At 69.7% G+C, this 17,062-nt stretch carries 19 protein-coding genes; 13 read left to right on the top strand and 6 right to left on the bottom strand.

The annotated features are described in order from the left end of the window. A complete protein-coding gene (locus MRBLWH13_RS15065) occupies positions 1-945 on the bottom strand; it encodes an AraC family transcriptional regulator (RefSeq protein WP_341955755.1) in 945 nt (314 codons plus the stop codon). A 138-nt stretch (positions 946-1,083) separates the two neighbouring features. Here MRBLWH13_RS15065 and MRBLWH13_RS15060 point away from each other — a divergent pair, with 138 nt between their 5' ends. The 3 genes from MRBLWH13_RS15060 (at position 1,084) to MRBLWH13_RS15050 (ending at position 6,597) form a co-directional block, all read left to right on the top strand. Then, positions 1,084-3,357, top strand: coding sequence for a beta-galactosidase (locus MRBLWH13_RS15060; protein WP_341955754.1), 2,274 nt, complete (start codon positions 1,084-1,086; stop codon positions 3,355-3,357). A 15-nt stretch (positions 3,358-3,372) separates the two neighbouring features. Continuing rightward, entirely contained in the window at positions 3,373-6,312 is a 2,940-nt protein-coding gene (locus tag MRBLWH13_RS15055; RefSeq protein ID WP_341955753.1) for a DUF5107 domain-containing protein, read from the top strand. A 135-nt stretch (positions 6,313-6,447) separates the two neighbouring features. Further along, the gene (locus MRBLWH13_RS15050; protein ID WP_341955752.1) at positions 6,448-6,597 is read left to right on the top strand and encodes a hypothetical protein; all 150 of its coding nucleotides are present in this window, start codon (positions 6,448-6,450) and stop codon (positions 6,595-6,597) included. Between the two features lie 21 nt (positions 6,598-6,618). On the opposite strand, the gene MRBLWH13_RS15045 is transcribed toward MRBLWH13_RS15050, so the two are convergent. Further along, a complete protein-coding gene (locus MRBLWH13_RS15045) occupies positions 6,619-7,524 on the bottom strand; it encodes an SDR family NAD(P)-dependent oxidoreductase (RefSeq protein ID WP_341955751.1) in 906 nt (301 codons plus the stop codon). A 163-nt stretch (positions 7,525-7,687) separates the two neighbouring features. Here MRBLWH13_RS15045 and MRBLWH13_RS15040 point away from each other — a divergent pair, with 163 nt between their 5' ends. The 8 genes from MRBLWH13_RS15040 to MRBLWH13_RS15005 all read left to right on the top strand — a co-directional run bounded on the left by MRBLWH13_RS15040 (position 7,688) and on the right by MRBLWH13_RS15005 (position 11,439). Next, entirely contained in the window at positions 7,688-8,212 is a 525-nt protein-coding gene (locus MRBLWH13_RS15040) for an Asp23/Gls24 family envelope stress response protein (RefSeq protein WP_341955750.1), read from the top strand. After that, positions 8,209-8,397 carry a DUF2273 domain-containing protein gene (locus MRBLWH13_RS15035; protein ID WP_056512003.1) on the top strand — a complete coding sequence of 63 codons (189 nt, stop codon included), beginning with the start codon at positions 8,209-8,211 and terminating at the stop codon, positions 8,395-8,397. Before MRBLWH13_RS15040 ends, MRBLWH13_RS15035 begins: the two co-directional genes overlap by 4 nt. After that, positions 8,397-8,789, top strand: a complete 393-nt coding sequence (locus MRBLWH13_RS15030; RefSeq protein ID WP_341955749.1) for a hypothetical protein — start codon at positions 8,397-8,399, stop codon at positions 8,787-8,789. Before MRBLWH13_RS15035 ends, MRBLWH13_RS15030 begins: the two co-directional genes overlap by 1 nt. Further along, the gene (locus tag MRBLWH13_RS15025) at positions 8,786-9,370 is read left to right on the top strand and encodes a DUF6286 domain-containing protein (protein ID WP_341955748.1); all 585 of its coding nucleotides are present in this window, start codon (positions 8,786-8,788) and stop codon (positions 9,368-9,370) included. The genes MRBLWH13_RS15030 and MRBLWH13_RS15025 overlap by 4 nt, the downstream gene beginning before the upstream one ends. Continuing rightward, the gene (locus MRBLWH13_RS15020) at positions 9,367-9,981 is read left to right on the top strand and encodes a hypothetical protein (RefSeq protein ID WP_341955747.1); all 615 of its coding nucleotides are present in this window, start codon (positions 9,367-9,369) and stop codon (positions 9,979-9,981) included. The genes MRBLWH13_RS15025 and MRBLWH13_RS15020 overlap by 4 nt, the downstream gene beginning before the upstream one ends. 44 nt (positions 9,982-10,025) lie before the next feature. Further along, positions 10,026-10,238: a hypothetical protein gene (locus MRBLWH13_RS15015; RefSeq protein WP_341955746.1), complete on the top strand. Its 213-nt coding sequence runs from the start codon at positions 10,026-10,028 to the stop codon at positions 10,236-10,238. A gap of 100 nt (positions 10,239-10,338) precedes the next feature. Continuing rightward, positions 10,339-10,512 carry a CsbD family protein gene (locus tag MRBLWH13_RS15010; protein ID WP_053098095.1) on the top strand — a complete coding sequence of 58 codons (174 nt, stop codon included), beginning with the start codon at positions 10,339-10,341 and terminating at the stop codon, positions 10,510-10,512. An 87-nt stretch (positions 10,513-10,599) separates the two neighbouring features. Next, the gene (locus MRBLWH13_RS15005; protein WP_341955745.1) at positions 10,600-11,439 is read left to right on the top strand and encodes a hypothetical protein; all 840 of its coding nucleotides are present in this window, start codon (positions 10,600-10,602) and stop codon (positions 11,437-11,439) included. A gap of 25 nt (positions 11,440-11,464) precedes the next feature. On the opposite strand, the gene MRBLWH13_RS15000 is transcribed toward MRBLWH13_RS15005, so the two are convergent. Next, entirely contained in the window at positions 11,465-12,088 is a 624-nt protein-coding gene (locus MRBLWH13_RS15000; protein WP_341955744.1) for an HD domain-containing protein, read from the bottom strand. A 60-nt stretch (positions 12,089-12,148) separates the two neighbouring features. On the opposite strand from MRBLWH13_RS15000, the gene MRBLWH13_RS14995 reads away from it, so the two are divergent. Next, the gene (locus MRBLWH13_RS14995) at positions 12,149-12,517 is read left to right on the top strand and encodes an alpha/beta fold hydrolase (protein ID WP_341955743.1); all 369 of its coding nucleotides are present in this window, start codon (positions 12,149-12,151) and stop codon (positions 12,515-12,517) included. Continuing rightward, positions 12,507-12,920 carry a DUF2809 domain-containing protein gene (locus MRBLWH13_RS14990; protein ID WP_341955742.1) on the top strand — a complete coding sequence of 138 codons (414 nt, stop codon included), beginning with the start codon at positions 12,507-12,509 and terminating at the stop codon, positions 12,918-12,920. The genes MRBLWH13_RS14995 and MRBLWH13_RS14990 overlap by 11 nt, the downstream gene beginning before the upstream one ends. Here MRBLWH13_RS14990 and MRBLWH13_RS14985 read toward each other — a convergent pair. From MRBLWH13_RS14985 to MRBLWH13_RS14975, 3 genes are all read right to left on the bottom strand, one after another. Beyond that, a complete protein-coding gene (locus tag MRBLWH13_RS14985) occupies positions 12,886-13,809 on the bottom strand; it encodes a DUF1295 domain-containing protein (RefSeq protein ID WP_341955741.1) in 924 nt (307 codons plus the stop codon). The genes MRBLWH13_RS14990 and MRBLWH13_RS14985 overlap by 35 nt on opposite strands. A gap of 17 nt (positions 13,810-13,826) precedes the next feature. After that, positions 13,827-15,656 carry an AMP-dependent synthetase/ligase gene (locus tag MRBLWH13_RS14980; RefSeq protein WP_341955740.1) on the bottom strand — a complete coding sequence of 610 codons (1,830 nt, stop codon included), beginning with the start codon at positions 15,654-15,656 and terminating at the stop codon, positions 13,827-13,829. 96 nt (positions 15,657-15,752) lie between these two features. Continuing rightward, positions 15,753-17,033: a S8/S53 family peptidase gene (locus MRBLWH13_RS14975; RefSeq protein ID WP_341955739.1), complete on the bottom strand. Its 1,281-nt coding sequence runs from the start codon at positions 17,031-17,033 to the stop codon at positions 15,753-15,755. Positions 17,034-17,062: the final 29 nt, after the last annotated feature.

Below are 17,062 nucleotides of genomic sequence, written 5' to 3'. Positions count from 1 at the left end.
TCAGATGCGCGTCACGCGTTCGGATGCCGCCTGCCGGCGGAACTCCGAGGGGCTCACCCCGTTGATCGATCGGAACTGGCGTGAGAAGTACAGGGCATCGTCATATCCGACGGCCAGCGCGACCTCGGAGATCGGGGACGACGTGGTGATGAGCAGCTCCCGCGCCCGCGCACTGCGCAGGCGCTTGAGGTAGTCCTTGACGGACGTGCCCACGGAGCCGCGGAACAGGGCCGAGAAATGCGAGGGGCTCAGGCCCGCCATCGCGGCGAGTTCGGGCACGGAGAACGCCGTGTCCAGGTTCGTGCGCAGGTAGTCCTGCACCTGTCGGATGCGGTCGCTCGTGGCCGCCGTGCCCCGCAGTGCGCTGGAGGTGATCGCGGCGAGCATCCGCCATGCTGCTCCGGCCGCGGTGAGGAGCATGGGCAGCGTCTCGTCCTTCTCGAGGGCGCTGAGTGCCTCGTCGAGGGACTCGACCACGGCGTAGACGTCGTGGAGCTCGACGATCGGGCCGCGTCCCTCGCCGAGGATCGTGTCGACGAAGTCGTCGACGTCCGAACCGGTCACATGCGCCCACCAGATCGTCCAGGGATCGTCGTCGTCCGCGCGGTAACGGTGACGGACCTCCTGGGGGAGCACCACGGCCGACCCGCGCTCGACCCGCACGGGTTCGCCATCCTCCCATTCGACCCAGCCGACGCCATCGGTGCAGACCATGATGATCGTCTCCGGTGCGCCCGCGGCGCGCACCCGGCCGTGCTGTGCCGCGCGGGGGAAGTAGCCCACATCCGTGACCAGCAGTCGCCGGACGATGGGCTGGCTCTGCGCCGCGCGCACGGCCGGGCGAGGAAGGACCCGGAGGCGCTGGCCCAGGAATCCCTCATGCACGTACACGGCGGCGGCATCCCTCCTCGGACTGATCGGCGTTTCGTCTATCGGCGATCGCATCCATGGAACTCTTCCATGGATCGCTGCGGCACGCCAAGCATCGTTTCGTCCATATCGTGACGGAGAATCGTTCTTCCGCTCCTCGCCGGCCGGCCGTAGTCTCTCGAGAGCGCCCGCCACCCGTTTCGAAGGAGAACCATGACCGCGACGTCGACTCCTCGGACCATCCGCCTCCGCGATGATCGGCCCCCGCTCGTCGCACCGGCCATGAGCAACGCCGAGGACCCGCACGAGCGGCTGCGCCTGACGAGTCGGTGGATCGAGGTCGACGGGACTCCCACGGTGCCGGTGACCGGCGAGCTGCACTTCAGCCGGATCCCGCGCAGGCGGTGGGAGGAGCAGTTGCGGCTCCTCGTCGCATCCGGACTCACCTCGGTGTCGACGTACGTGTTCTGGATCCACCATGAGCGCGAACGCGGCCGGGTGCGATTCGACGGAGACCTCGATGTCGCGGCGTTCCTCGAGACCGCCGAGCGGGTGGGCATCGACGTGATCCTGCGCATCGGGCCCTGGTGCCACGGGGAGGTCCGCAACGGCGGTCATCCGGATTGGGTGGTCACCGCACTCGGTGATCGCGCCCGGACGAACGACCCGGAGTACCTCACTCTGGTTCGCGACTGGTACGGGCGCATCGCCGAGCAGGTGCGCCCGTTCTGCGGTCCGGATCGGCCGATCGTCGGCATCCAGCTCGAGAACGAGCTCCACGACCAGCCCGATCACATCGCCGCGCTCAAAGTCATCGCCCAGGAGTCAGGGCTCTCGGCACCGCTGTGGACGGCGACGGGCTGGGGCGGCGCCGTGCTGCCGGCCCACGACGTCTTCCCGCTCTACAGCGGGTATGCCGACGGGTTCTGGGCGGGACAGGGATCCACCTGGGATGACAGCTTCCGCGACCATTTCCGGTTCACGCACGTCTGGGACGACCCGGGAGTCGGTGGTGACTTCCGCGAGGAGGGCACCGAGATCGTCGTCCGGCCGGTCGATCCGGAGTTCCCTCCGTCGACGTGCGAGCTGGGCGGAGGCATGGCCACCGCGTACCACCGGCGCCCGATCGCGCGCGCTCGGGACATCGCGGCCCTCGCGAACGTGAAGATCGGCAACGGCTCGGCATGGCAGGGCTTCTACATGTATGCGGGCGGGGTGAACCCCGAGGACGGCCTGCAGGAGAGCCTGGTGACCGGGTATCCGAACGACCTGCCGCGTTTCGACTACGACTTCCAGGCCGCGTTCGGCGCCACGGGTCGCCCTGGCCCGAGCCTGGGCGTGCTCCGCGACCACAACGCCTTCCTCGCCGCGTTCGGCCCGCGCCTCGCCGACACGTTCAGCTCGCTCCCCGACGACGCCCCCGTCGATGTGCACGACCTCGACTCGCTGCGCTGGGCGGTGCGCGCAGACGGCACCAGCGGATTCCTCTTCGTGAACACCCATCAACCGCATGAGCCCCTCTCGGGCTCGACCGCGGTGCAGTTCCGCATCCCGTTCGCCGACGGCGAGCTGGTGGTCCCCGACCGTCCGATCGACATCCCGAGCGGGGTGATCGGTCGCTGGCCGCTGCGGATCGACGTCGCGGGGGTGCGGCTCGAGTGGGCCACGGCATCCGTCGCCGGGATCGTCGACGGTGCGGTGCCGACGGTCGTCCTCCGTGTGCACGACGGCCTCGGCGCTCGTCTGCAGCTGGGCGCGGGATCCCGCGCCCTCCTTCGCGGGATCGAGGTGGATGCCGCGGCGGCGCTCGATCTCGCCCCGGGCGACGTCCTCGTGGTCGACGGCGCCCTGCGCGTGCTGGTCGTCGATGAGGAGAGAGCCGAGCGCCTCTGGTACCTCGGCGCCGACCTCGTGGATTCGACAGATGCCGTGTGGCGCGAGTCCGGCGACCTCGTGGTGCGCGCGGAGCGCGAGCCGACCGCGCTCGTGTGGAGCGGCGAGGAGTTCGCACCGCTCGCGCTGCACACCGACGCGCACCCCGGCACCACCCGACTGACGATCGAGCAACTGCGCCCCGTGCGCGATGCCCCCGCGCGCTACGGCGAGTCGATGGGCCGGTCGGCCGCGCCCGACGACGGACAGTTCGAGGAGGTGGCCGGTGTCTGGCGGGTCGTGCTCCCCGAGGCGCAGGACCGTTCGAGGGGAGAGCTCATCGAGCTCGTCGTCGACTGGAAGGGCGACGTCGCGCAGCTCCGCGCGGACGGAGTCGTGATCGGGGATCGGTTCTGGGACGGACTGGCCTGGCGCATCGACATCACCGAGATCTCCCCCGATGCCGATCTCACCCTGCACATCGCCCCGATCGCGGCGCACAGCGTGATCGACCTCGACGCGTCGGTCCGCCAACGCGTCGATGCGGCCGGGAGCCTCGGGGCGGTCGTCCGTGTCGAGCACATCGTGTCGTCGCGCTGGACCTCGGCCCTCTGAGGAGGAGAACAGATCATGCCCACCCACGCCACCACCCCCGTCGGCCGCTCCCACGCGGAACTCGTCCTTCCCGAGGTCCCTGCCGCGCTGCAAGCGGATCTGGATGCCGGGCGCGCGGTCGCCTGGTACGAGACGGTCGAGATCGACACGTACGAGCCGGACGCCCCGTCGACGTATCCGATGTACCTCGACCAGCGGGTCTACCAGGGCTCCAGCGGCCGCGTGTATCCGCTGCCGTTCGTCGAGCGGGTCGCGTCGACTCCGGTGCGTCGGCGCTGGAACGCCGTGCACATCGAGAACGCCTACCTCCGGCTGATGATCCTGCCCGAGCTCGGCGGACGCATCCACGTCGCCTACGACAAGACGACCGGATACGACTTCTTCTACCGGAACAACGTCATCAAGCCCGCCCTGGTCGGTCTGACGGGTCCGTGGATGAGCGGCGGGGTCGAGTTCAACTGGCCCCAGCATCACCGTCCCGCGACCTTCCTGCCGGTCGAGTCGACCATCGAGCGCCACGATGACGGCAGCGTCACGGTGTGGTGCAGCGATCACGACCCGTTCGCCCGGATGCGCGGCACGCATGGCATCCACGTGGGCGCGAACAGCTCGACCGTGCGGGTCGATGTGAGGCTCCACAACCGCACGAGCCTCGCGCAGACATTCCTCTGGTGGGCCAACGTCGCCGTGCGCGTGCACGATCAGTACCAGTCGTTCTTCCCCGAGGATGTGCGCCACGTCGCCGACCACGCGCGTCGCGCGCTCACCGGCTACCCGCAGGCCGACCGTCCGTACTACGGCGTCGACTACCGGGAGCGCGCCCGCCGTGACCCGGGTGCCGACCGCATCGACTGGTACCGCAATATCCCGGTGCCGACGTCGTACATGATCGTCGACACCGAGCACGAGTATTTCGGCGGGTACGACCACGACGCCCAGGCGGGCTTCGTGCACTGGGCAGACCGCCGCGTCGCGCCGGGCAAGAAGCAGTGGACCTGGGGGGATGCACCCTTCGGGCACGCGTGGGACCGACTGCTCACCGACGCAGACGGACCCTACGTCGAGCTCATGGCCGGCGTCTACACCGACAACCAGCCGGACTTCACCTGGCTGGCTCCGGGAGAGACGAAGCGGTTCAGCCAGTACTGGTACCCGATCCCCGGGATCGGCGTCGCGCATCAGGCGTCCGCCGAGGCCGCGATCCACGTCGACAGGGACGGCGCGATCGTCGTGAAGGCGGCGGTGACGTCGCCGCAGGCGGGCGCGCGTCTCGAGATCCGCGACGCCGACGGCATCCTGCTGTCGGATCACACGGCCGACCTGGTTCCGGGAGACGTCTGGCAGGTGGAGTCCGGGGTCCGGGCTCACGACGGCATCGTCGTGACCCTGCGGGCGGCATCCGGTGCGACTCTCGTCACCTGGCACGACGCGTCGACCGACGAGGACGACGAACCGTGGACCGCCTCGGCACCGCCCGCACCCGCTGACGTCGACAGCACCGACGAGCTCTACCTGATCGGCCTGCACCTGGTGCAGTACCGGCACCCCAGCCGCTCGCCCCTGCCGTACTGGGATGAGGCGCTGCGCCGCGATCCCTCCGACGCCCGGGTGCTCACCGGCCTCGCCGAGCTCGCGTACCGCGCAGGGTCCTACGACCGGGCGAAGGAGCTGCTCTCCCGTGCGCTCGCGCGCATCAACGCCCGCAACGCCAACCCCCGGCACGCGGACGCCCTCTATCTGCTCGGCCTGGTCGAGCAGCGTCGAGGCGACGCTGCGGCTGCCCGCCGCGCGTTCGCCAAGGCATTCTGGGACGCGGCGTTCGTCGCGCCCGCAGGGCTCGAGATGGCGCGTCAGTCGGCGCACGCGGGCGACCACGCCGCGGCCCTGCACGATCTCGACGAGCTGGATGCCGTGGCCTCCGACGACCGCAGACGAGGAGCGCTGCGGGTGGTGCTCCTGAGGAGACTGGGTCGAGGTGCCGATGCCGAGGCCGCTCTCCGGCGGCTGCGCGGCGACGACCCCCTCGACCCGCTGCTCGGATTCCTCGACACGGGTGCTCTGCCCGGTGACGGTCGCACCTTCCTCGACGTGGCCGGCGAACTCGCGCGAGCCGGAGAGGCGGATGCCGCGCTGTCGGTGCTCGACGATGCCACCCGCGTGCGGCCGAGCGCGGCGGGCAACGTCGCACCGCTCGCCCGCTACCACCGTGCGGCGATCCTCGACCGGCTCGGCCTCGCCGACGATGCCGCGCGCGAGCGCGCCGAGGCCAGGGCCTCGGATCGGCGCTGGACCTTCCCCGCAGGGCTCGACGATCACGATGCGCTCGTTGCGGCGCTCGCCGCAGAGCCCGACCCGGTGGCGGCGAGCCTGCTGGGTGCCCTGCTGTACGACGCGGGGAGGCGCGAGGAGGCTCTCGCGCTGTGGGAGCGGGCGATCGAGAGCGGACTCGACGATCCGATCGTGCATCGCAACGCCGGCCTGGCGAGCTACAACGTGGCGCACGACGATGTCCGCGCCGTGGCGCACTACGAACGGGCCGTGGCCCTCGACCCGAGCGATGCGCGGCTGCTTTTCGAGCGCGACCAGCTGGCGGTGCGACTCGGAGAGACCGACACCGAGCGGCTGGCGCGTCTCGCCGACCGGTTCGAGGTGGTCGCCTCCCGCGACGACCTCGTCATCGCCTACGCCGATCTCCTGGTGAGGACGGGATCCGCCGCGGAGGCGCTCGCCCTTCTCGAGAGCCGCGTCTTCCAGCCGTGGGAGGGCGGCGAAGGCCAGGTGCTCGGTGCCTGGGATCGGGCTCGCGAAGCCCTCGGCCTGCCGCAGGGGGAGCCGCCGCTCAGTCTCGGCGAGGCGCGACCGGCGTACACGCCGCCGGTCGCGCGGCATGCCGACGGCGAGATCGACTACTTCGCGACGAGCCTGCCCGACCTGCTGCTGTTCTCGCGCAGCTGAGCCGCCTCGTCTCCGGGGCTCGCGGGCAATGCCCCCGTCTTCCTGTCGAAGCCGCATGCCGAGCATCCGCCCCGCTGGATCACGTTCACGGGCAGCGACCTGCAGTCGGTCACAGGGCTCGAGTCCGAGGAGCACATGAACGACTCCGCGAATCACGAGGTGTGGTCGGTCGACTCGTTCGTCGCCCGCTTCCCGTGGGTCGAGGCCTTCGTGCGCGCGGCGAAGACCGGTCAGACCGGACTGTTCACCGACGCCTCGGGAGCATACGTCCTCGAAGACGACTAGCAGGTCTCCGCAGCCGCACGGCTAGAGAGTGAAGCGCACGCCGGTCATGTGCTCGGCGACGGCCCACAGCTCGGCCCCCACGTCGACCGAGCGCACCTGCTCGCTCGCGGTGACCCGCCTGGGCGCTCCGCGGAACTCGAGCAGACCGCCTGGGCCCCAGTAATCGCCGCCGGTGGCGTCGGCCGCGACGGCCGCGTGCACGATCGGCGCGGCCCCGGCATCCTTTCCCTGCACGAGCGCGCGACTCAGTGAGGCGAACGCCCGCGCCGCGGCCGAGACGTCGGCGAGTCCGTCTCGATGCGGAGTGAGCGGATCCACGGCATAGCCGGGGTGCGCGCACAGCGCCGAGCGCGCCGTGCCACGCCAGCGGCGGTTGAGCTCGAAGGCGAAGGCCATGAGGGCCGCTTTCGAGCGGCCGTACTGACGCAGGGAGGCCCCGGTCCACGGCTCTGAGAGCGTCGCAGGATCGATGTCGGCGAAGCGATGCGCGAGCGAGCCGACGGCCACGACCCGCGCATCGTCGGCGAGCACGTGCCCGAGCTGTGCGAGCAGGGCGAAGTGCCCGACGAAGTTCGTGCCCACCATCAGATCCAGTCCGTCGACGGTGCGCGCGTCGCGATCCGCTGCCTTGACCCCCGCGTTGCAGATCACCGCGTCGACGCGCTCGTCGAGCGAGGCGGCCGCGGCTCGGATGCTCGCGAGAGAGCCGAGATCGACCGGGAGGATGCCGAGGTCCGCGCCGGGCGCATGAGCGCGGATCGACGAAGCGGCGACCTCTGCGCGCTCGGACGACCGGCATCCGAGCAGCACCCGTGCGCCGTGTGCGGCGAGGATCTCGGCGCACCAGTACCCGATGCCGGCGTTCGCCCCCGTGACGAGGATCGTGCGGCCATGGAGGTCGGGGATTCCCGTCGCAGAGGAGGTCATGTCCTCCAACCTAAGCCGCGTTCGAGGGCCCCTCGGCAGAAATCTTCGACGGATCTGTGACGAATCCGTGCCACCGCACGTCCTATCTGTGAGCGACCGACACACGCTCCCGGTGAGGCCACCAGGTCTCGCAGCCGGCACCACGTGAGACGAAGGAAATGTCATGGCAACTCAGGATCAGAACACCTCCGCCAGCCCCGCCGAGAAGGAACTGGCACAGACTTCCGCCGCGCCCAAGCCGGCAGCGTCCACCTCGCGCGTGGATCGCTCCTCCAGCTTCTCGACGTCGCGGATCCCCGCTGACTCGGATGCCGCGGGCAAGACCACCATCGCCGACGGCGTCGTGGCCAAGGTCGCAGGCATCGCCGCCCGTCAGGTCGACGGCGTGTACGCACTGGGTGGCGGCGGCGCACGCGCCTTCGGCGCCATCCGTGACGCCGTCAACGCCACCGACCTCTCGCAGGGCGTCAAGGTCGAGGTCGGCGAGACGCAGGCCGCCGCGGACCTGACCATCGTCGTCGAGTACCCCGCTCCCATCCAGGAGGTCGCGAACAACGTCCGCGCCGCCGTCGCCGGAGCCATCAGCCGCCTGGTCGGCCTCGAGGTCGTCGAGGTCAACGTCGAGGTCAACGACGTGCACGTGCCCGGCGACGACAGCAACGAGAACGAGGAGTCGCGCGTCTCATGACCCCCACCACCACGGGCGCCCTGATCGGTGCCCTCCTCGCCCTCGCTGCGCTGATGTTCGGATTCTGGGGCTTCCTGCTCATGGCTCTGTTCGCCGGCATCGGGGCACTCATCGGTCGGATCGCCTCCGGCAAGCTCGACGTCCGCGGTCTCGCGGACGCCTTCACCGGGCGGCGTACCTCCTGATGCGCGCCGACCAGCACCTCGCCGCCGGTGGCGGCCCCGTCGGGGCCGCCACCGAGGCCACCGTCCCTGGTCGCGTCGACGTGAAAGAACGCGTCTACCGCACGGTCACCGAACAGGCGTCCGCAACCCTGATCGGTGTCCCTCGCGGTGACGTGAAGGTCGACGTGACCGAACACCCCGGCGGGATCGCGGTGCGCATCGCCACACCGCTTCCCGTCCCGGATCTCGACGACACCGTCGCGATCTCCCAGAGCGTCCCCGTGCTCGATCGGGCCCGTCAGCTGCAGGAGCAGCTCCAGCGGAACCTGACCGACGTCCTCGGACGCGACGTCACCCGCATCAACCTCACCATCACCGGTGCGACCATCCCCGAGAGGAGACGAGTGCGATGAGCACCCCGGTTCTTCGTCGCGTCGTCCGACGCGAGACGCATTCGCCGCGCACCGTCGCGATGTTCGTGGCGGTCATCCTCCTCATCCTCGCCCTGGCGTACATCGGGCTCGAGATCGTGCTGAGCCTCGCCGCCCAGCCCGCCCTCCTGCTCGGTCCCGCCGCGGCCGGCGGATGGCTGGTCGGTCTGCCCACCGCGCAGCCCGCCGGGCTCGTGATCGCCGGCAGCGTGGTGCTCGCCCTCATCGGGGTCGTCTTCCTCGTGCTCGCCCTCACACCGGGTCGCCTGTCGAAGCACACCCTCGATGCCGGAGACCGCGCGGTCGTCGTCGACAACGGCGTGATCGCGAGCGCCCTCGCCCAGCACCTCTCGGAGGAGACGGGCCTTTCCCGCGACAACATCACCGTCGGCGTGGGCCACCGCGGAGTCGACGTCACCGTGCGCCCCGGCGCCGGTATCCCGCTCGACAAGGGCGCGGTGAAATCCGCCGCCGAAGCCGAGCTGCAGACGTACCGGCTCACCAGGAGCGTGCGCACCCGGGTGCGCATCGAGCGCCCCACCGAGCAGGAGGACGAGCTGTGAACAACACGAACCGCGCGCTGAACCGCGTGCTGCTGCTGATCATCGGGCTGCTGTTCCTGGCCCTCGGCGCCGTCGGCATCGCGATCATGAGCTGGCCCACCGCGACGGACATCTGGACGTCGGCCGGCAAGGACGCCCGCTCCTGGCTCGACCAGGCGATCGCCGCCACCGCCATCGCCGGCGGCAGCCTCTCGTGGATCGGGATCGGCGCCGTCGCAGCGATCCTCGTGGTCGTCGTCCTGCTGATCCTCGCGCTCACCAGCATCGCCGGACGCCGCTCGAAGACGGCCTTCCGTTCGACGGGTGCGCAGAACCCGCTCGGTCGGGTGACCGTCACCGAGTCCTTCGTGTCGGATGCCGTGAAGAACTCGCTCGCGACGAGGGACGAGATCCTCTCGACCCAGGTCACGGCGAACGACATCCGCAACACCCCGGTGCTGCACGTGGCGGTCACGCCGCGGCAGAACACGGACCCGCGCGAGCTCGTCGATCACATCGACCGTCTCCTCACCAACCTCGCCACCCTGACCGGCCGTGACACCGAGACCTACGTCTCGGTCCACACCGGGCTCCGTGCGCGTCTCGCCCACGACCAGCGTCGACTGTCCTGAACACCGGTCGTCGGACTCACTCTCAGGAAGCAGGAACCAGCATCATGCGAAACAAGATCCTCCTCATCGGCGCCGTGGCTTTCGTCGCCTACATCCTGGGCAGCCGATCGGCGACCGTGCAGGTGAACAAGGGCGAGTCGGTCCGGCATCAGCTCGTACGGATGTGGAACGACCCCAAAGCCAAGAAGGAACGAGCCAAGACCGCCAAGAAGGCGGCCAAGGCGGCGGAGAAGGCGCTCGACAAGGTGCGCCGCTGACACCCGTCCACACACTTATCGTCGGTCGCGAAGAGCAACGGCGATAAGACGTCGGGAATCCTCCCGCCGTCAACGATCACCCTCACGAAAGGAGCTCCTCATGGGACTCGATGACAAGATCAAGAACGCCGCTCAGGACATCGCCGGCAAGGCGAAGGAAGCGATCGGCAACGCGACCGACAACGACAAGCTCGCCGCCGAAGGCAAGGCCGACCAGGTCAAGGCCGACGCGAAGAAGGCCGGCGAGAACGTCAAGGACGCGTTCAAGAAGTAAGACCCCGGCGCGGGCGGGTGGAGGGTGATTCACACCTCCACCCGCCCGTTGCTGTGTGCGCGGAGGCCGGCGTGAGACGATGCCGGGATGGATGCCGGTGCCGAGAAGGAACTGCGGGAGCTGCGGGCTCGCGCGTACGGCCCTCACGCCGACATCGCGACCGACCCCGCTGCCCTCCGCCGGCTGCAGGAGCTCGAGTCGTCGCGCGCGGCGGTATCCGCCCGACTCCGAGCGGGCGGGGCGACCGCTCTCGACGCCCCTGCCACAGCCACCGAGCTGCAGGTCGTGATCCCGGCCGTCGACGACTCGCGCGCGAGTGACGACCTCATCGACAGGCTGGGTGACGATTCGCTGTGGGACGACCCCGCCGCGAGCGAGGAAGCCCCATCGCCGACCGACTGGCGGTCGCGTCTCGCGCGATGGCGGATGCCGCTGTGGGTGGCATCGGTCGTGGCGGCCGCTGCCGTGGCCGCCACTGTGACCTTCGCGCTGACGTCTCTGCCGTCGGTCTCGTCGTCGGCCGGGGCGCCGCAGATCGAGACGCTCGAACTGTCGCGCACCGGAGCGGTGCCCCCGGGGTGGTTCGGGGCCGAGACCGACGTCGCGGCCGCCGAGTTCTTCGGTCTGACGGTCTTCGAGAGCCCGGGGTGGGTCTCGGAGTCGGGCGACCGCTCGTCGGAGAACCGCTGCATCTCGGTCGTGAGGACGGTCGATGTGCCGGACGAGGGAGCGGATGACGGATCCTCGTCCATCAGCGGCCCGATGTACGCGGCCTGCAGCATCGGTGCGTTCCCGGCCGAGGTCGTCGTCCCGATCGACGAGGAGATGCCGGAGCAGCTGCACGAGCGCTATCCCGCAGCCGTCGCGCTCCAGTTCGTGCTCGACGGCAACCGCGTCGGAGTCTTCCTCGACAGCGGCGAGGAGTAGCGATCGCGCGGACGAGCCCGCTGCGTCAGCCGAGCGGGTTGTCCGCCAGCTTGCGGACGACGCCGCCCTCGACCAGCCGGTGCGCTGCCGTGTGCGGCTTGCGTGCCGCCTGGTCGACGACGCCGGTGCCGAACTCCTGAGCGAGGTCGAGACGCGGGTGCACGTCGAGCACCTCGCGGATGAAGGATGCGGGAAGCGCATCGGGCCGCGCGCCGGAGATGTCGAGACCGGTCGCGATCTCGAGCAGGTATCCCTCGACGTCGAGGTCGGGATCGACGGCCGGCCAGTTGTGCCGCACGATCACCTCGAGTGCGCGCTGGCCACGGTGCTCGTCCCATCCGGCGCCCCGGGTGAGCGCGACGGCCACGTGCCCTCCGGACTCTTCATATGAGCGGAAGACGTTGTCGAACTCGGGCACCAGGCCGATGTCATGCAGCACGGCGGAGACGTAGAGGAGTTCGTGGTCGATGTCCGAGCGACCCTCGACGATCGCGAACGCCTCGGCCCACAGCCACGACCGCAGCACATGATTCAGCAGGGTCGGGGAGTGGTACTGCGTGGCGAGCGAGAGAGCGGCGCGGGCCGCTGCCGAGCTCGGTGCGTCGAACGAGGCCAGTGTCAGGTGGTCGGGCGTCGCGTTCTCACTCATGCCGGTCAGCGTATCGCTGCGGCCGCTTGCGACGAGAACGTCGGATGACACAATGACGGAATGCAGCTGCACACGGCGACCTCCGGCTCAGGCGAGCACCATGTCGGGCTGATCCACGGTCTCGGAGCCGACGGCACGACGTGGCAGCCGCTGCTCGATCTGATGCTCGTCACGGGGCGATACCCCGTGACGACGGTCGATCTTCGGGGGCATGGGCGCAGCGACCGCGCGTCGTCGTACTCACTGGGCGAACTCGCCGACGACGTCGTGGAGTCGCTGACCCAGGGACTGCACAACGTGCTGCCCGATGCCATGGCGGCCGGGCTCGAACGCGAAGGGTGGGACATCCGGCGGATCTCGGGCGTCCACCACGACATGCACCTGGAGGATCCCGAGCGGGTGTTCGGAATCCTCGCGGATGTGCTCTGAACGGAACACGACCGTGCGCACGCGTCGCCGACGGCTTCTGATCGCCGCAGTCCTGGTGGTCGTGGCCGGGCTCGCCGTGCACCTGCTCGGCAGCGGCCCGGTGGCGGACTTCGCGGGCGACGCGCTCTACGCCGTGATGATGTACCTCGTCATCGCCACAGTGTTCGCGCGCGCCGCCTCCTGGGTGATCGGCGCAGCCGCAGTCGTCGTCTGCACCCTGATCGAGGTGTTCCAGCTCACGGGGCTCCCCGGAGTGTGGGCAGAGGCCTTCTGGCCCGTGCGGCTGGTGCTGGGTGCAGGCTTCGACGCGCGAGACCTCATCGCCTATGCGGTGGGCGCGGCCGTCGTGACCGCGTGCGATCTGATTCTCAGGCGGCGCTCTCGCGCACGGCAGGCCGCGTGAGCCGCGGGATCAGCGACGGCGTGTGCTTGCGGTACTCGATGTAGTCGGCGCGGTCGCCCCACTTCTTCTCGGCGCGTGCCTCGAGCAGCGGGATGCCGCTGACTCGCGTGAGCAGCAGGATCACGAAGAGCGGCGACAGGATCGCGATCCACTGCCATCCGGTGAGCACGGGCGCGGCGGTGAGGAAGACTCCTACCCAGAGCACGATCTCGCCGAAGTAGTTCGGGTGGCGCGAGCGCGACCACAGGCCGGTGCGGATGAACTCGTCCTTGTTCGCGGGGTCGGCACGGAACGCCGACTTCTGCGCGTCGGCGACGATCTCGATCACGAGGCCGAGTGCCCACACGATGATGCCGACGACGGTCAGCCATCCGATGGGGGCCCGCGCGCCGGCATCCGTGCTGATCGCGATCCACGCCGCTGCTGCCGTGATCGACACCCACGCGCCCTGGATCACCCACACCTGCAGGAAGCGCACGGGGGAGCCCTTGATCTCGTCGAAGCGTCCGTCGGATCCTGCTTTGTGCACGCGCATGGCGAGGAACGATCCGAGGCGTGCGGCCCACAGGATCACCATCGCCGCGAGGATCCAGCTGCGGGCGTCCGGCGCGGGCGTCAGCAGTACGAGGGCCACGGAGATCGCCAGGAATGTGAGGCTGCCGGTGAGGTCGAAGAACCGCTCGGTGCGCAGGATCATCGCCGGGATGAAGGCGAGGATCTGGATCGCATACGCCGCCGCGACGGCGAGGGCGAACAGCGGGATGCCGCCGAGCGTCGCGCCGCCCTGGCTGCCGGCAAGCGCGACGAGCGCCCCGATGATGAGCGCGACGATGATCGCGATGAGCGAGGAGCGCGAGGACTTGGGCTTCGTGGGGGTGGGGGAGGACATCGTGTTCTTTCCGGTTCTCAGAGGTACAGGTCTTCGACGGTGGCGCCGGCGCGATCGAGCACCACGCTCCGCTTGAGTTTCATGGTGGGCGTGACCAGCCCGCGGTCCTCGAGGTCGGCGAAGACCACGCTGAAGCGACGCACCTGCTCGCTGCGTGCCACGAGCGCGTTCGCGGCGTCGACGGCACGCTGCAGGTGGGCGCGAAGCGCGGGGTCGGTGACCTCGCGGATGTCGGGCTGGGTGACGGTGGGGATGCTGGTGCCCTGGGTGCCCGCCCACGCCCGCGTCTGCTCGGGGTCGAGCACGAGCAGCGCCGAGAGGTACGGCTTTCCCTCGCCCACCATCACGGCGTGCGAGACGAGCGGATCGGCTTCGACGGCGCTCTCCCAGCGGGTCGGCACGATCGTCTTGCCGTTCGAGGTGACGATCACGTCTTTCAGGCGGCCGTCGAGGATCAGCCTGCCCTGGTCGTCGAGGCGCCCGAGGTCGCCGGTGCGGAAGAAGCCGTCGACGAAGGCATCCTCGTCGTGAGCCGGGTTCCGGTACCCGGCGAAGACGCCGACACCGCGGGCGAGCACCTCTCCCTCGTCGCTGATGCGCACGGTGAGGCCCGGTAGTGGTGAGCCGACGCTGCCGGAGGCGATGCGACCGGGCAGGTTGCCGGTGAGGGGTGCGGTCGTCTCGGTGAGGCCGTAGCCCTCGATGACGGGAACCCCGATGCCGCGGAAGAAGAGCGAGAGCTCGGCGTCGAGTGCGGCTCCGCCCGACAGGATGTATCCGACGCGCCCGCCCATCACTGTGCGCAGGCGCCGGTAGAAGAGGGCGTCGAAGAAGCGGTGGCGCAGGGTGAGCCCGCGGTCTCTCGGCACACGGCGGCCGGCGTCGACGCGCTCGGCACGGCGGCCCCAGGCGATGGCCGTCGAGCGGGCCTTCGCCCACACCGCCGAGAGCTTCTTCTCAGCGGCCTTGTCGCCGGCGGCCGCCTGGATCTTCTGCAGCACGCGGGGCACGACGACCAGAAAGGTCGGGCGCAGCGTGTCGAGGGTGGCGACGACCGTCGAGGGATCGGAGAGATGCGCGATGCGCATGCCGCTGGCCAGGCAGATCAGCTGCAGCCCGCGCGCCAGCACGTGCGCGAGCGGCAGGAAGATGACGGTGTTCCCGTCTTCGTTCACGATCTCGTGGTACGCGGCGGCGATGTTGAGCACCTGCCCGAGGAAGTTCCGATGAGTGAGCACGACGCCCTTGGGTTCGCCCGTGGTGCCCGAGGTGTAGACGATCGTCGCGGGGTCGTCCTGCGAGGCCGACGTCCTGCGTGCCTCGAGCTCGTCGTCCGTGACGTCGATGCCGCGCGCGATCAGGTCGGGGAGAGTGCCGGATGCCGCGGCATCCATCGTCCACGCGCCGAGCGTGTTCCCGCCGTTCTGTGCGAGCGCCGCCTCGAGGAGAGCCGCGTGCTGAGCGGTGCCGCCGATGGCGAGGCGCACGCCGGCGTCAGCGACGATGGCGTTCACCTGTGAGGGAGAAGAGGTCTCGTAGATCGGCACCACCACGGCGCCGGCGAACCACGATGCGAGATCGGCGACGGCCCACTCGTAGCGGGTGGGCGCCATGATGGCGATCGGGTCACCGGCCTGGATCCCCGCGGCGATGAAGCCCTTCGCCAGTGCGCGGACCCGGTCTGAGAACTCCCGGGTCGTGATCGGGCGCCACGGGCCTCGGGCATCCGCACCCGCGACCTCGAAGGCGACGTGGTCAGGAGCTGCGGTGACCCGCGCGACGAGCAGGTCGGTGACGTTGCGGTACCCGTCGAGGTCTGCAAGCGGCGGGGTCGATGACTCGATCATCGGGGCTCCTCTCGGGCGCGCGGAAACGGGCCCATCTGCACCTGTTCGGAGCCGAGGAGGAATCGGATGGGATGCAGACGAGAGGCGTGCCTCGTGTCAGCTGGCGTCAGGCGCCCGACGGCTGCGCTTCACGACGACCACGATGAGGATGATGACGCCAGCGACGGCGGCGAGGGCGAGGACGACCACGAGCGCCAGGCTGACCAGCGCCATCGGCAGCTCCGATTGCGGGGCCGCGACCGGCTCCGGGGTGGGGGTCGGAGAAGGCGGGTTGTAGACCGCGTCGAAGGACGGAGAGCGCTCCTCTACGAAGAGGGGGTGCTCGTCCGGGTACTGCGTCGGGTCTTCGGCGATGAACCGGGTGGCGTTGACGATCCCGTATCCGTATCTGTCGGACCGCTCGAGCTCATGGGGGTTCGATCCGGTGTTGCGGATGAGTGACTGGGTCAGCTGCGCGGCTGTCGCATCGGGCCACTTCTGCATGCCGAGAGCGATGAGCCCCGCGACGAGGGGTGTCGCTGCGGAGTTTCCCTGCCAGGTGGTCATGCCCCACGTGTCGTTGAACCCGACGCCCGCGACACCGATTCCGGGGGCCGTGACGTCGGTGTTCGGGTCGGCCATGTCCTCCTCTGAGTACCTCTTCTTCGCGGGAGCAGCGGTGGCGTCGACCGAGGCGACATTGATGACCCCGTTGCCTTCGTCCAACTCGAATGTCCATACGGTGTCGTCGTTGGGCAGGCCTGCGACGATGACGACCCCGGCCCTCAGGGCCTTCGCGACGCTCTCGTACGCGCCTTCGGAAAGTTCTTCGGCGAGCTTCGCCGAGCCGCCAGACATCGTCACGATGTCCGTCCCGCGGGTGACGGCATCGTCAAGGACATCCTCGAACGGGGCCTTGCACGTATATGGAGACTGACCCAGGCTGTCCCCGCCTTGCAGCGCTCCGTAGTACAAGATGTGGGCCTCCGGTGCGATGCCCTTCGGCCCTTCGCCACTATCGGACGTGCCGTTGCCGACGATGAGCGACGTCACCGAGGTGCCGTGCTTCAACTCCTCGTACTGGGTCGGCGCATAATCCAGCGGGTCGTGGCATCCATCGAAGTCGGGGACCTCGATGTCCGCGCCCTGCAGCGTCGGCGCGTCGAGGTAGAGACCACCGTCGAACACCGCGATCGTCACACCCTCGCCGGTGATGCCGGCCTCGTGGATCGGCGCGATCTTCATCGCGTCCATGTACCAGTTGGGCCCGCCGCCGGAGAAGTCCTGCGCGGATGCCGCGCTCGGAACCACTGCCGCGGTCGCCAATGCCACCAGTGCTGCTCCGGCCGCGATCCATCGTCGTGCGCGATTCGCCATCATCTTTTCCCCCCGGGTCATGCCGGGTATCAGCCTAGATGTCACGGGCT

The organism is Microbacterium sp. LWH13-1.2, assembly GCF_038397735.1.
In the GTDB taxonomy this organism is placed as follows: domain Bacteria; phylum Actinomycetota; class Actinomycetes; order Actinomycetales; family Microbacteriaceae; genus Microbacterium.
Note: the sequence above shows the minus strand (reverse complement) of the source record. Positions and strands in the feature narration are given on the sequence as shown.